Source organism: Vibrio sp. S9_S30 (genome assembly GCF_014694455.1).
Lineage (GTDB): Bacteria > Pseudomonadota > Gammaproteobacteria > Enterobacterales > Vibrionaceae > Vibrio.
In genome coordinates this window covers 1-13212 of record NZ_JAAUWT010000028.1, presented here as the reverse complement: position 1 = coordinate 13212, position 13212 = coordinate 1, and the positions used below count along the sequence as shown (strand labels likewise).

The 13212-nt window shown below is 45.7% G+C and carries 12 protein-coding genes, 1 tRNA gene, 2 rRNA genes and 1 riboswitch; of the genes, 3 read left to right on the top strand and 12 right to left on the bottom strand.

Annotation, left to right across the window (positions count from 1 at the left end):
* The first annotated feature begins 9 nt into the window (after positions 1–9).
* The gene (locus tag HC752_RS22055) at positions 10–465 is read left to right on the top strand and encodes a DoxX family protein (protein WP_190337362.1); all 456 of its coding nucleotides are present in this window, start codon (positions 10–12) and stop codon (positions 463–465) included.
* 591 nt (positions 466–1056) lie between these two features.
* Here HC752_RS22055 and tsrA read toward each other — a convergent pair.
* Entirely contained in the window at positions 1057–1341 is a 285-nt protein-coding gene (tsrA, locus tag HC752_RS22050; RefSeq protein ID WP_190337361.1) for an H-NS-like global regulator TsrA, read from the bottom strand.
* A 135-nt stretch (positions 1342–1476) separates the two neighbouring features.
* Positions 1477–2673 carry a multidrug effflux MFS transporter gene (locus HC752_RS22045; protein ID WP_194717444.1) on the bottom strand — a complete coding sequence of 399 codons (1197 nt, stop codon included), beginning with the start codon at positions 2671–2673 and terminating at the stop codon, positions 1477–1479.
* Between the two features lie 103 nt (positions 2674–2776).
* Here HC752_RS22045 and HC752_RS22040 point away from each other — a divergent pair, with 103 nt between their 5' ends.
* Both HC752_RS22040 and HC752_RS22035 read left to right on the top strand, forming a co-directional pair.
* A complete protein-coding gene (locus HC752_RS22040; RefSeq protein ID WP_190337359.1) occupies positions 2777–3745 on the top strand; it encodes a LysR family transcriptional regulator in 969 nt (322 codons plus the stop codon).
* 151 nt (positions 3746–3896) lie between these two features.
* Positions 3897–5684: an aminopeptidase P family protein gene (locus HC752_RS22035; RefSeq protein WP_190337358.1), complete on the top strand. Its 1788-nt coding sequence runs from the start codon at positions 3897–3899 to the stop codon at positions 5682–5684.
* Between the two features lie 220 nt (positions 5685–5904).
* Here the strand turns inward: HC752_RS22035 and thiH are convergent, their stop codons facing one another.
* The 10 genes from thiH to rrf (HC752_RS21985) form a co-directional block, all read right to left on the bottom strand.
* Positions 5905–7017: a 2-iminoacetate synthase ThiH gene (gene thiH, locus HC752_RS22030; protein ID WP_190337357.1), complete on the bottom strand. Its 1113-nt coding sequence runs from the start codon at positions 7015–7017 to the stop codon at positions 5905–5907.
* A 4-nt stretch (positions 7018–7021) separates the two neighbouring features.
* Positions 7022–7783, bottom strand: coding sequence for a thiazole synthase (locus tag HC752_RS22025; RefSeq protein WP_190337385.1), 762 nt, complete (start codon positions 7781–7783; stop codon positions 7022–7024).
* Positions 7784–7785: 2 nt separating this feature from the next.
* Positions 7786–7995: a sulfur carrier protein ThiS gene (gene thiS / locus HC752_RS22020; protein ID WP_190337356.1), complete on the bottom strand. Its 210-nt coding sequence runs from the start codon at positions 7993–7995 to the stop codon at positions 7786–7788.
* The gene (locus tag HC752_RS22015; RefSeq protein ID WP_190337355.1) at positions 7992–8762 is read right to left on the bottom strand and encodes a molybdopterin-synthase adenylyltransferase MoeB; all 771 of its coding nucleotides are present in this window, start codon (positions 8760–8762) and stop codon (positions 7992–7994) included. Before HC752_RS22015 ends, thiS begins: the two co-directional genes overlap by 4 nt.
* A gap of 4 nt (positions 8763–8766) precedes the next feature.
* The gene (locus HC752_RS22010) at positions 8767–9960 is read right to left on the bottom strand and encodes a thiamine phosphate synthase (protein WP_190337354.1); all 1194 of its coding nucleotides are present in this window, start codon (positions 9958–9960) and stop codon (positions 8767–8769) included.
* The gene (thiC, locus tag HC752_RS22005; protein WP_190337353.1) at positions 9961–11901 is read right to left on the bottom strand and encodes a phosphomethylpyrimidine synthase ThiC; all 1941 of its coding nucleotides are present in this window, start codon (positions 11899–11901) and stop codon (positions 9961–9963) included.
* A gap of 135 nt (positions 11902–12036) precedes the next feature.
* A riboswitch (TPP riboswitch) is annotated at positions 12037–12151 on the bottom strand.
* 50 nt (positions 12152–12201) lie between these two features.
* Positions 12202–12585 carry a fluoride efflux transporter CrcB gene (crcB, locus tag HC752_RS22000; protein ID WP_190337352.1) on the bottom strand — a complete coding sequence of 128 codons (384 nt, stop codon included), beginning with the start codon at positions 12583–12585 and terminating at the stop codon, positions 12202–12204.
* Positions 12586–12782: 197 nt separating this feature from the next.
* Positions 12783–12899: ribosomal RNA gene (rrf, locus tag HC752_RS21995) — 5S ribosomal RNA — on the bottom strand.
* Between the two features lie 42 nt (positions 12900–12941).
* Positions 12942–13017, bottom strand: a tRNA-Thr gene (locus HC752_RS21990).
* Between the two features lie 71 nt (positions 13018–13088).
* Positions 13089–13205, bottom strand: a 5S ribosomal RNA gene (rrf, locus tag HC752_RS21985).
* Positions 13206–13212: the final 7 nt, after the last annotated feature.

Here is a 13212-nt window from a genome sequence, read left to right as displayed (position 1 = left end):
GGAAGAGTTATGAGTTCAGCCATCCGAAATATCATCGACACTTACGACGGAGTTGTAGAGAAGCTTCAAGCTGGGTTTATTCCGGTGTTGCTTGTATTTTGCCGTTTGTGGGTTGCATGGGTCTTTTTTAATTCTGGACTTACCAAAATTGCATCGTGGGACAGCACTCTGTATCTCTTTGAATTTGAGTATGTTGTGCCACTGTTCCCTTGGGAATTTGCCGCCTACTCGGGTACAGCAGCAGAGCTGATCCTTCCCGTGTTTCTTGCGCTCGGGCTCTTTACGCGCCCTATGGCCGCTCTTTTATTCGTCTTTAATATTATTGCCGTTATCTCTTACCCACTCCTTTGGGACAAGGGCTTCTACGATCATCAACTGTGGGGGTTGATGATTCTCATTAATGTTGTTTGGGGGGCTGGTCTTATTTCGGTCGACCATTTCCTAAAGAATAAGCTAACCCAATAACCTATTTCCCTTTAGTAAAGTAGCAACCTGTATGCTACTTACCTATTCGCCCCAATTTCTGGGGCATTTTTTTTGCTTGTTTGAGCATGTAAACCTTGTTTGAGTATGCAGACAGAGAGCCGAAACCGTTTATTTTAAAGTCGATTAAACACCCTATTAACACCCATATCAGTAATATGTGCAATGTTGTTGACGCCATTGCTGCTTCAGCATGGATGATAATAACGAACAAGTCAGCGTTAAGAATTGCGTCATCCCTCTCCCCTTATAGAGTGGAAGACGAAGGCGGCAAATTTTAGGTCGCCTTTTTTTATCACTTTGAGGGCTCAAACGGCGTTGATTTAAACCGTTTATTCATCTCTCTAGGTTAAAATTCGTTCAATAACTAAGTGTTTTGACAGTGTAAGTATATTTAGCAGCGGACTTGTGAAATATAAACAGTCCGGTAAAGGAAATATCGTTAAATAGTTTGGATAAATTTGGAGGATTATATTGGCAGCAGAGAATTTGAGATTTCGATTATTATTACCGCAGATTCAATATATAAATTAAAAGTCAGCGCTGTGGCTGACTTTTAATGTTTGAAACTGATTATTTCTTAGAAAGGAACTCTTTCAATTCTTCCGGTGAAATACCCTGTTGAGCCAATTCTGCAGCAAGTTGCTGAACACTTTCACTCTTGCGAGATTCAATCACTTGCTGAAATTGATAAACGATATCTCTCAGCATGTGCAACGGAACTTGTTTGGCGGCGCTTCGAATACGCTCTTCACTCTGATTCCCGAGTTCATTAAGCAGTTTTCCGAACATTATTTTTTCTGGAGACTCTTCTAATTGCTCTAAAATACGAGCCATCTCATATGTTGTCATCGACATTGAATATGTATCTTCCAAATAGATCGGGGAAATAATTATATATGTGATGCTAAATATACACTCCTTTCGCTGTTGGGAAAACAATCAATTTCAATTATTAGGCATTTATACTCAAACGGCCTTTAGAAAAAGTGGTTAGCTTGCCACTTCAGTATGCCAGTTCTTTCCTGCCTGACTGTAAAGAATGATTAATGCTGGCGCCAAAAGCCACATGTGCAATGCAATGAGAACTTCGGGTTCAAACGATAGCCTTTGCATAACGCCGACCATGAAACCTGAGCCACTCATTTGAAACAACCCTAACAAAGCCGCTGCTGTTCCCGCTTTATCACCAAATGGCGCCAAAGCCTTCCCTGCCCCCGCCCCCATAATGCTTGCAAAACCGACAGACGACATAAATATGGGCAACATAAAGCCTAAAGGCGTTTGCCACGATTTCATGGCAAGCATCATGGCACCACCAATCAACAGAGTAACGATGCCAAATACCAAAGTCCCATGCGTACCCCAACGATCCATCAGTTTCGGCGCAATCATGCAAAATACAATATTAATAATGGCATTGATACCAAACCAGAATGTAAACGCATTCATCGAGATCCCCATGTTCGTTATTAATACAACCGGCGCGGACGTGACATAAGCCAAGATAACCGCCATTCCTAACATACAAAGGGACGCGTGGAATATAAAACTGGGATGCTTCAGGACACTAACGTATCTCGACGGTTTAAACAGGGCGCCTTCCGAGCATGATGGGTTGGTTTCTTTGAAGTTTATCAACATCACTATGACACCAAGTACGGCAAAGCCCGCCATAAAGCTAAAATTACTCCGCCACCCAAACTCTTGGGTTAGCCAACTGCCTAAGATCGGTGCCAATGCTGGAATAAAACAAATTGCCCCATTAAGGTAACTGATCATCCGGCTGCTTTTTTTAGGACCAAACATATCGCGAACGGTTGCAAAAGCCGCCACCGACGTTGCGCAAGCTCCCAAGCCTTGTAATAGCCGAGCCATTAGCATCCATTCAATGGATTGCGCAACCCACGCTAAATAAGCGCTCACCCCATAAAGAATGATGCCTCCTAGTGCAACGGTTCGACGTCCGTACTTGTCGGCAATAGGACCAGCAAACAGCTGCCCGACCCCCATCGAAAACAAAAACCAGGTGACCGTATCCTGCGCAAGCACCGCTTCTACTTGAAGTGCTTTTGCCATAGTAGGCAATGCTGGAAGATAAATATCTATTGCCATAGGACTGAATAACACCAGCATTATCAGCATGCACAACTGCCGCTTAGAGGCCTTCTCTGGATTTGCTATCGACATAATAACCGTCACTTCTGTTTTCTTAAAACGCAGTTTATTATTATGGTGATATGAATAGAAATGGTATTTGGTCATCTCAGATATTCCACGGGGGAATGTTTTTATGAACACTGAACAACTCGGTCGAATCGATCTCAACCTTCTGGTTTGTCTTAACGTACTCCTTGATGAGAGAAGTGTAACTCGGGCCGCTTCTCGGCTCTGTCTCACCCAGTCTGCTGTAAGCAAGTCCCTAGCGAAACTGCGTACACAATTTGATGACCCGTTATTTTATCGAGGCGCACACGGGTTAACCCCGACACCGCGCGCGCTATTTCTAAAGCCGAAATTGGACGCGTTGATCTACCATTTGGAGTCCATCACACAGCCGGACTGCTTTGAGCCAAAGTCATCTAATCGCCGATTTCATATAGCCTTAGTGGAGAGTGTGTACCCACTTATCTTGCCTCACTTTCTTCCAACGCTGTTTCAGGAATCCCCTGGGATAACACTCACCACACACCCTTGGAGTAAGGACACATTCAAACATCTTCAGTCGGGAGATGTGGATTTTGGCATTACGGGTAAAGACATCGACATAAACGATGCCACACTCACTATGTTGCCCCCAAGCGATATAGAAATGCAGGAAATCTTTCGGGACGAACAGGTTTGTTTAGTACGACAAGACCATCCAGTATTGAATCGCCATTGGGACCTAGAGGCGTACCTTGCAGAACGGCACGTTCAAGTGCGGTGTGATGGGAACGATCGTTGGTTACTTGACTACAAGCTCGCCGACAAAGGCTTGGAACGTGACATCGCTTTATACGTCCCTGATTTCAATAGCGCCGCCAGTTTGTGTACTTACACCGATTTTGTGTTTACAGCACCAAGACATTTCGCTCGGTACATATCGGGCTTCCTCGACTTAGTACTGCTGCCCTTGCCCACAGCGTTGCCTCCAATGGCGTATACCCTTTTTTGGCACAAAGACAGGAAACAAGACGCGGCGCTTAGCTGGTTTAGAGACATCATTACCTCCCATACACACCATTTAAACAGTGAAGCTCAGGGCTCAATAGTCGACTAAGCGAGACTATATAGTGATACGTTCAAAATTGCTGACTCGCTCATTATCATCTCACAGCAGAATACATTGCTTGTCCGATCAAAAAACGATAGTTTGTACGCATTTTCGCCTCAAGTGCGGATAATCGAACAGTCGTTAAGAAATCATACGGATGGATGTAATGATCAAAGAAAGAGTAGAAGCCCTTCGTCGCTGGTTAAGCGAAAACAACATTGATGCAATCATCATACCCCATGAAGACGAGTTTTTAGGGGAGTACATTCCAGCTCATCATGAGCGTTTACTTTGGGCGACGGGCTTCACAGGCTCTGCCGGTGCAACCCTGATCACCGCGGATAAAGCCGCCATTTTTGTTGATGGTCGCTATACCGTTCAAGTAACGAAACAGGCACCTGCTGACGTTTTTGAATATTGCCACCTCATCCAACACCCCCCTCTAGATTGGGCACTCGATAACCTCGCGACCAACGCCAAATTGGCAATCGACCCTAAAATGCACTCGCATTCTTGGCTGCTAAAAGCACAGGAAAAAGTAGCGGAAAAGCTAGAGTTGGTTCTTATCAACGAAAACCCGGTTGATTTGCTTTGGTCGGATAGACCGGTTCCAACCTACACTGATGCTCGATTAATGGCACTTGAACTCGTCGGGCAAACCAGTGAAAGCAAACGCCTAGAAATCGCCGATGTAGTAAAGTCGAACCGTGCCGAGGCAGCTTTACTGACACAACTTGACTCCATTTGTTGGCTCTTAAACGTCCGTGGTTTGGATGTGCCTTGCTTACCCGTTCTACTGTCGCATGCGATCATACATGCCGACTCTGATGTCGAGTTCTTTATCGACCCTACCCGCTTATCTGACGACTTTACTGAACATGTCGGTCAGGGGGTTACCGTTTATGCCCCCGAGCAACTCGAATCTCGGCTCCAATCGCTCGCAGGCAAAAGCGTCTTGGTTGACCCAGCCACAAGCAGTGCTTGGTTTACACTGACTCTTCAAAATGCCGGTGCGGAAGTGGTGAATGGTGACGATCCATGTTTGCTTCCCAAAGCAGCCAAAAACGTTGCGGAAATTAAAGGGATGCGTGCGTCTCATCTTCGTGATGGTGCCGCAATGGTCAACTTCCTATCTTGGCTGGATTCGGAAGTAGAAGCCGGAAACTATCATGATGAAGGTCTGCTTGCCGACAAGCTTTATGAATTCCGCAAAGAGGACCCAACCTTGGCGGATACGAGCTTTGATACCATTTCAGCGTCTGCAGGCAATGGTGCGATGTGTCATTACAGTCACCTAGACCAACCCGAGCCTAGCAAACTCGTACCGGACTCACTGTACCTTGTCGATTCAGGGGGTCAGTATCCAGACGGCACAACCGACATTACTCGAACCATTGCGATAGGCAAACCTAGCAGTGAGATGATTCAGCAGTTTACGCTCGTTTTGAAAGGTCACATTGGACTCGCAAACGCCATCTTCCCTCATGGGACAAAGGGTCACCAATTGGATATTCTTGCTCGTCAGCACCTATGGGCAAGAGGCTATAATTTCGATCATGGGACAGGTCATGGTGTCGGACATTTCCTAAGTGTTCACGAAGGTCCTCAGAGAATCGGTCCTGTCGTCAATAACGTCGCCCTTGTGGAAGGCATGGTACTGTCTAATGAACCGGGTTATTACCGAGCTGATGAATTTGGCATTCGCATTGAGAATCTTGAACTGGTGGTTGAAGTCGAGACACAAGGTGATACGAACATGCTCGGATTTGAATCGCTAACGCGATGCCCTATCGATAAACGGAATATTGATGTCGGTCTTCTAACCGACCCTGAACTTTCTTGGTTAAATGACTACCATAAAAAGGTGTGGGACGAGATAAGCCCACTGGTCTGCGGCTCATCTCTGGATTGGTTAAAACGAGCTACGGCTCCACTGTCTCGATAAGCTATTACTCGATGAACTTTAATACTCGATGAACTTTCACACTCGATAGTGCACGTTTATCGTTTGGAATTGAAAAACCCCGCTTAATTTAGCGGGGTTTTTGTATTTAGTGGGTTTTTGTTTGGATAGTACAAACCTCGGCGAGATACATTTGGTTTTTGATGTTTCACGTGAAACACCTTCTTCAACCATGTCACTTCATTGCAACTCAAAAAACAGGCTAGCCTGAATAAGCGTGGTGCCAATCCTTCCAAACGGGTTCAAACCCCCTGCTTCGTACTGCGTTTGCCACCTGTACGGATGAGCGTTCGTCACTAATAGCAAACTGCTCAAGCTCGACTTCATCATTTGCGTATCCTCCAGGTTGTGTCTTTGAGGCCGCGGAAATACTCGTCACCCCTAAAGGCAATACATTGTCTCTAAATTCTGGGGATTCACGCGTAGAGAGCGAAAGTTCCACTTCCGGATTGAGCAGGCGGTAGGCACATATCAATTGAACCAATTGCTTGTCAGACATAACGGACTTAGGTTGCATTGCGCCTTCGCAAGGTCTCAATCGAGGAAAAGAAATCGAATAGCGCGATTTCCAATATGTGCGCTCCATATAGCTAAGATGTGCGGCAACAAAAAAGCAATCCGTTCGCCACTCTTCTAACCCTATTAACGCGCCTAAACCGATTTTATCTATACCCGCAGACGCCAATCTATCAGGCGTATTCAAACGATAGTTAAAGTCCGTTTTGTTACCACGAAGATGATGTTGCCCGTATGTCGACGGATGATACGTTTCTTGATAGACCATCACGGCATCCAATCCGAGGGTTTTGAGTTCGGCGTAACACTCTTGATCAAGAGGTTGAACTTCCATGGCCAAATAGCTGAATCGCTTCTTTATCGCAGGAACAACTTCACGGAAATAGTTCATGCCCACTTTCGTTTCATGCTCCCCGGTTACGAGCAAAACGGAATCAAAGCTCATTTTCTTGATCGCGTCGATTTCCAATTGAATGTCGTCGAGGTTCAACGTCCGCCGCTTAATCCGATTCTCCATTGTAAAGCCACAATAAGTACAGGAGTTCGCACAGAGGTTCGAAAGATAGAGTGGTATATAGAAACCTATGGTGTGACCAAAGCGCTTACGCGTTAAAGCATAAGATTGTTGCGCCATTTGCTCGAGATAGGGTTCCGCTGCGGGCGAAATAAGCGCCTTAAAATCCTCTAAATCACGCTTTGGTTTCGATATCGCTCTTTTGACATCTTCAGCGGTTTTGCTGTAGATAGACATACGGATCTCATCCCAATTCATCTTTTCAAACTGGTCTGAAAAACTCATTGGCTTACTCCAAAAATGAGGTCAGTGGGCTAGACGCAACGGCATGGTTAACCTGACCCGCCAACCCCGCCTCATATCCTAGACGACCGCTTTCAACGGCTAACCTAAATGCAGTGGCCATTTGCACCGGGTTTGCTGCCGCCGCAATTGCCGTGTTTACCAATACCGCATCCGCCCCGAGCTCCATGGCTTTTGCGGCATGAGAGGGAGCGCCGATCCCCGCATCAACGACGACAGGAACGTTGGCTTGATCAATAATGATTTCAAGAAAATCCTGTGTTGCGATGCCTTTGTTTGACCCTATTGGCGCGCCCAAAGGCATCACTGCGGCACAACCGACTTCTTCAAGGTGCTTACAAAGTACGGGGTCTGCGTGGCAATAAGGTAAAACAATGAAGCCCAGCTCCACCAATTTTTCTGCCGCCTTTAATGTCTCTATAGGATCCGGCATTAAGTATTTCGGATCGGGGTGAATTTCCAATTTTAACCAATGGGTTTCTAATGCTTCGCGAGCAAGTTGCGCCGCGAAAACCGCCTCTTTAGCGTTTTTTGCTCCAGAAGTGTTCGGCAGTAAACCAATGTTTTGTGCAATAAGCGGCGATAGAATATCATCTTCTTTCGAGTCTAAGTCCACTCGCTTTAGCGCCATGGTGGCGAGCTGCGACCCCGACGCAATAATCGCATCGCTCATCACTCGGCTGTTCGAAAATTTTCCCGTCCCAGTAAACAAGCGCGATTCAAATGTTTTTCCAGCTATCGTTAACATCATTAACCTCCGGCAATTGCTCTAAATACCACAACATCGTCGCCTTCGTTGAATCGAGTGTCAGACCACATTGCTTTGGTTTGAACTTGTTGGTTCACCGCAATGGCGATGCCTCCCTGTTCAATGTTCTGACTTTCCAGCAAATCAACAAGCGTCATTTCATGCGCAATCGAAATCCGCTCTCCATTAAATTTGATCGTTAATGTACTCATTTCTTTTCCTGAGTATCGATGGTCGAGTTGCACACACAACACGAGGTATCTTTTGAAATATTAAATTGATGAAACTGCATAGACAAACCGTCAAACAACGTCAGACGGTTTTCGAGATCCCGCGCCATTGTCACTAACCGAATGGCGGCTAGAGCCTGGTGCGTACCGATGATCCCAACGACAGATCCAACTACCCCAGAGTCTGAGCAACGTATATTAGGTATTGATTCCGTGATTGGGTATAAGCAGTGATAGCAGGGATCCGAATCTTGATACATAAACGTCGCCAACTGACCCTGCCAACCAATCGCGGCTCCCGACACCAAGGGCGTTTTTAACCTATGGCAAATACGATTAATCTCTTGTCGAGTTTCAAAATTGTCACTGCAATCCAATACGATGTCTGCCTGCATGCACTCAAGCTCAAGTTGATTACCCAACAGTTTCTTCTGGATAATGCGCACACGCACATCCGAATTGATATTGGTGATGGCTTTCTTGGCGGCAACAACTTTACGCGTTCCAATGTCGTCGTTTGAATAGAGTATCTGCCTCGGCAAGTTGCTCACCTCAACGTTATCTCCGTCCGCAATCACAAGATGTCCCACACCGGAAGCAGCAAGATGCTGAATGGCTGAACACCCTAGCCCGCCGCATCCGACAACCAGTATGCTGGTGTGTTTCAACTTAGCTTGACCACATTCGCCAATTTCAGGTAGTGCGATCTGGCGTTGATACCTTAGAAACTCCGAATCCGTTATTGTCACTGAATTACCTACTCTTCAATATCTCACGGAAGTTATCTATGACTTCCTTGGGATCTTTGCTCAGCGTAATAGCGCGTACAACCGCTAAACTGGAAACTCCGCACTGCCAAACCTTAGCCGCCCTTTCTAAGTCAATCCCACCAATCGCAACGGTCGGAAACTTCCCTGCCAATTTCTGATAAAGCTTGAGCCTCACGAGACCTTGTGGACGGGAAGGCATGACCTTCGTTGTGGTTGGGAAGATATGCCCTAGAGCTATGTAGCTTGGACTGACCTGCTTGATCCGAAGTATTTCATAGTAACCGTGAGTAGATAGCCCGATTCTCACCCCAGCTTTTGCTATCTGGTCCAAATCCGCAAACTCCAGATCCTCTTGTCCCAAATGCACACCATAAGCACCATGCAAGACCGCCAATTGCCAATAGTCATTAATGTAGACTTGAGCACCGTGCTGACGACCTAAATCGATGGCTTTTATTATCTTGGTCTCTAAATCCGGATCATCGGCATTTTTGATCCGGAGCTGAGTGGTCTTCACCCCTATTTCCAGCAAACGTTCTACCCACTCAACCGTATCCACAACCGGATATAAGCTAAGATATTCTGCGTTTGTCTTAGGAAAAGGCGATCCGTTCTCAATATCCCATCCTACGTGGATAGCTAACAACTCGTCGGAAAGTATTGGGGTTGGGAATGTTGAAGTCTCTAGAGGCCATGTTTCACGTGAAACATCCGAACGTACTGCAGCTCGGGCTATCACGAGGGCATCCTCAATAGGGAAATCCAGTACTAGAGATGTCAACAACCAAGCCAGATAAGACTGTTGCTGTTGCTTAGACAATGGTGCTCCGCTAAAGCTCAACGCTCGATTGGACTCTTTATCACACCATAAATCAACGAGCTGAAAATCATGATAAACATCAATCAACAGTAAGTTGGGTTCTTTCGACAGTTGAGAAATAGCCAAAGGTGAAGCCTGACCATTCGAAAATCGGCAAACATAATTGGCTTCATTATCCGACTTATCAAAGGAAAGAGATACGCACCGGTCATCAACGTAGCATTGCGTCAAATGAGTTGGGCTCACACCCAACTCAATATCAGCAATATCAAAGCCTTGCTCCTGCGCCAGTAACAGTCTTGTTTGAACGAGACCTGTTAACTCGACTTGAGTGCTTGGCAACAATAGCTGAGCCATTTAGTCCTCCAGAACACTCTGTTTGGCGGGATGATACAACTCCGAACCTGTCGCTTTAAACTCTTCGGATTTCCGACGCATGCCTTCTAACGGATCATCCAACATCTTTATTTCAATGGCTTGATCTTGCGCGACTTGCTCAGTGTCCTTTGCGTATTCCCGAACTTCCTGAGAAATCTTCATTGAACAGAATTTCGGACCACACATTGAGCAGAAGTGGGCAACTTTACCTGACTCTTGCGGAAGAGTTTCATCGTGGTATTGGCGTGCTGTGTCAGGATCTAAACCTAAATTAAATTGGTCTTCCCAGCGGAATTCAAATCGAGCTTTTGAAAGAGCGTTATCGCGAATTTGAGCGCCAGGGTGCCCCTTTGCTAAATCCGCTGCATGCGCCGCCAGCTTATAGGTAATTAATCCCGTCTTAACGTCTTCTTTATTGGGCAACCCTAAGTGCTCTTTCGGTGTAACATAGCAAAGCATGGCACAGCCATACCACCCAATCATGGCCGCACCAATACCTGAAGTAATATGATCGTAACCTGGAGCAATATCCGTTGTTAGTGGACCAAGCGTATAAAATGGAGCTTCGTGGCAGTGCTTAAGTTGCTCGTCCATGTTTTCTTTAATCATGTGCATAGGAATATGCCCAGGACCTTCAATGATCACCTGTACGTCGTATTCCCAAGCGACTTTGGTTAGTTCACCTAATGTTCTTAGTTCAGCAAACTGAGCTTCATCGTTCGCATCTGCAATCGAGCCTGGTCGCAACCCATCTCCCAGAGAAAGAGCCACATCGTACTTCGCACAAATTTCACATATTTCGCGGAAATGCGTATATAAGAAACTTTCCTGATGATGAGCTAAACACCATTTCGCAATGATAGAGCCGCCGCGAGATACGATACCAGTGACTCGTTTTGCCGTCATAGGCACGTAGCGTAATAACAAACCAGCATGAATCGTAAAGTAGTCCACACCCTGCTCTGCCTGCTCAATTAAGGTATCTCGCATGACTTCCCAGTTCAGGTCTTCCGCAACACCGTTTACTTTTTCGAGCGCTTGATACATAGGAACCGTGCCAATAGGAACTGGGCTATTACGCATGATCCATTCACGGGTTTCATGAATGTTTCGACCTGTAGATAAGTCCATTACCGTATCGCCTCCCCATCGAGTCGACCACACAAGCTTTTCAACTTCTTCTTCAATCGAAGACGATACAGCAGAGTTACCAATATTCGCATTGACCTTTACAAGGAAATTACGCCCAATGATCATCGGTTCTGACTCTGGGTGGTTGATATTGGAAGGAATAATGGCTCGCCCCTCTGCGACTTCTTTTCTCACAAATTCAGGGGTGATTTCTTTAGGAAGGTTAGCGCCAAAGCTCTCGCCTGGGTGCTCTATATTAAGCTGTTCATCAGCAAATTTATGACGTTGCAAGTTCTCACGTATCGCGATGTATTCCATTTCAGGGGTAATGATACCTTTACGCGCATAATGCAACTGAGTGACACACTTGCCCTCTTTGGCGCGTCGGATTTTAGGTAGGTTACCGTACCGTAAACCATCTAATGTATCGTCTTCCAATCTTTCTTTGGTATAAACAGAACTTACGTCCGACAAAATCTCGGTGTCATTTCGCTCTTTGATCCAATTTTCACGCAACTTTGGCAGACCGTTATAAAGGTCCACTTTATGATCCGGATCGGTATACACGCCAGATGTATCGTATACACGTATTGGCTCATTAGGTTCGAATATCGGGTCTTTTTTAGTCCCACCGACCAAACTGTCTGCAAGAGATATTTCTCTCATTGGCACCCTAATATCGCTTCTAGAGCCCTCTACATAGACTTTATGAGAGTTTGGATACGGTTGAGTAGATAGGTTATCAATAAACTGTTTCGCTTCCAGTCTCGCTTGCTTGCGATTCGACATAGCATTTTTCCTTGCAATCATTATATTTAGGACAAAGTCCTTAGGAAGAAAATGCTTGGCGGATTGTTGTTACAAGAGGGCAAATGTGCGTGAAAACGCCATCTGAAAGTAGATAGATCCCGACTGACATCAGGTGAGGTATCTTCTCTTGTTCCCTTCGCAGATATTAGTCTGATCAGGTTCAACGGATCCCGCTAACGCGGTCTCAGCTCGCCCAATAAAATTAGGCGGAGCACTCCGACAAGTGAAGCAAGTATAAGGGAAAGGTTAGGTCAAAACCAAGAACAAAGTTTGAAAAGATTAACTTTTAATCAACAATTGAAAGCCTATCCAAGCTGCAGAAATACTAAGTACAACATTAAGCAATACATTCAGACCCATCTTAAAAAAGGCGCCTTGCTGCATCAGTAGAACGTTGTCCATAGAGAAAGTTGAAAAAGTGGTCAGCGCCCCTAGGAAACCTAAGCCAATAATCTGCCTCCAGGGCTCTGTCGCAAGACTTCCATTCTCAAATGAGGCAATGAGCATTCCCATCGCTAGTGAGCCCACAACATTCACTGTGAGCGTTCCATAGGGAAAGCCTCGACCAAACAGGTTGGCTAATAACTCCGACACTAAAAATCGAGAACAAGCACCAAATGCACCACCAAGTGCGATGAAGCCAAGAACGGATAATTGTCCCATCTTCCTTATCCTTTACTTAAATATTGTGCCTATTCTATCTCCATATGCCCGAAAGATTGCTTTTATTTTCGAATACATTGAACCACAAAAGGTGTGAAAAATGAAAAGTTACAGGAGTCACTTTTAGTCATTCAGAACAAGTACTGTGCCGTAGAAACGAAAAAGCCCTGATCGACTGATCAGGGCTTAGAAATAGAACCTGGCGATGTCCTACTCTCACATGGGGAGACCCCACACTACCATCGGCGCTATTGCGTTTCACTTCTGAGTTCGGCATGGAAGTCAGGTGGGTCCACAATGCTATGGTCGCCAAGTAAATTCGGTATTACTTTCAGGTCTTCTAGAGCCTGAAACAATGGTGCTAGTACCCAGATTTGAACTGGGGACCTCACCCTTACCAAGGGTGCGCTCTACCAACTGAGCTATACCAGCATACTCAATTCTTTTTTGCTTTGGACTAAAAAAGCCCGTTTTTCCAAACGGGCTCTTTCAATAAATTTAAAGCCTGGCGATGTCCTACTCTCACATGGGGAGACCCCACACTACCATCGGCGCTATTGCGTTTCACTTCTGAGTTCGGCATGGAAATCAGGTGGGTCCACAATGCTATGGTCGCCAAGCAAATTC

Coding starts and splice junctions, on each gene's coding strand:
- HC752_RS22025 (WP_190337385.1), bottom strand. CDS start 7,783: ATGTTAACGATAGCTGGAAAAACATTTGAATCGCGCTTGTTTACTGGG.
- HC752_RS22040 (WP_190337359.1), top strand. CDS start 2,777: ATGAACACTGAACAACTCGGTCGAATCGATCTCAACCTTCTGGTTTGT.
- thiC (WP_190337353.1), bottom strand. CDS start 11,901: ATGTCGAATCGCAAGCAAGCGAGACTGGAAGCGAAACAGTTTATTGAT.
- HC752_RS22045 (WP_194717444.1), bottom strand. CDS start 2,673: ATGTCGATAGCAAATCCAGAGAAGGCCTCTAAGCGGCAGTTGTGCATG.
- crcB (WP_190337352.1), bottom strand. CDS start 12,585: ATGGGACAATTATCCGTTCTTGGCTTCATCGCACTTGGTGGTGCATTT.
- HC752_RS22035 (WP_190337358.1), top strand. CDS start 3,897: ATGGATGTAATGATCAAAGAAAGAGTAGAAGCCCTTCGTCGCTGGTTA.
- thiS (WP_190337356.1), bottom strand. CDS start 7,995: ATGAGTACATTAACGATCAAATTTAATGGAGAGCGGATTTCGATTGCG.
- tsrA (WP_190337361.1), bottom strand. CDS start 1,341: ATGTCGATGACAACATATGAGATGGCTCGTATTTTAGAGCAATTAGAA.
- HC752_RS22010 (WP_190337354.1), bottom strand. CDS start 9,960: ATGGCTCAGCTATTGTTGCCAAGCACTCAAGTCGAGTTAACAGGTCTC.
- HC752_RS22055 (WP_190337362.1), top strand. CDS start 10: ATGAGTTCAGCCATCCGAAATATCATCGACACTTACGACGGAGTTGTA.
- thiH (WP_190337357.1), bottom strand. CDS start 7,017: ATGAGTTTTTCAGACCAGTTTGAAAAGATGAATTGGGATGAGATCCGT.